Origin of the sequence: Flavobacterium sp. JAS, from assembly GCF_020991455.1 — a bacterium.
Classification (GTDB): domain Bacteria; phylum Bacteroidota; class Bacteroidia; order Flavobacteriales; family Flavobacteriaceae; genus Flavobacterium.
In genome coordinates, this window is record NZ_JAJMOX010000054.1 from 1 (window position 1) to 497 (window position 497).

1 protein-coding gene is annotated in these 497 nt (G+C 32.2%); it reads right to left on the reverse strand.

Annotated features, from left to right (window positions below; all coding sequences use genetic code 11):
* A partial coding sequence (locus tag LPB88_RS23705) for an MFS transporter (RefSeq protein ID WP_230718276.1) occupies positions 1-428 on the reverse strand: 428 nt, incomplete at its 3' end.
* Positions 429-497 lie beyond the last annotated feature (69 nt).

Below are 497 nucleotides of genomic sequence, written 5' to 3' on the forward strand. Positions count from 1 at the left end.
CCCATATCCTTTAAAGCTATACCATAAATCGTTGGGAACATAATAGACATAAAGATAGAAATACAAACCAAAAAAATTAATCCAGGCATACCTTGTAAAATAATTGCTCCTGCTGCACATAAAACACCTCCAATACCAAATACCATTAATATTTTGGAAGGGTTTATTCTTTTCATAAGGCCCGTTCCAACCCATCTGCCTAATAAAAATAAAAGCATGGCCGTTATGTTGTAATATGTAGCGGTTAATTCTAATGCGAATGTTTTATTGATGTTGTCTACGTATTGAAAAATAAAAGTCCAACACATAATTTGTGCACCTACATAAAAAGCTTGCGCTAAAACACCATGTTTATAATTTTTGTTGGCAAATAACTTTCTAAAAGATTCTCCAATAGACATTTTATCTTCATGTGCTGTTTTGGGCATTTTGGTAAAAATGATGATAATAAGGATGATTAAGACAAAAATCCCCAGTCCAATATATGGGATGCTAAT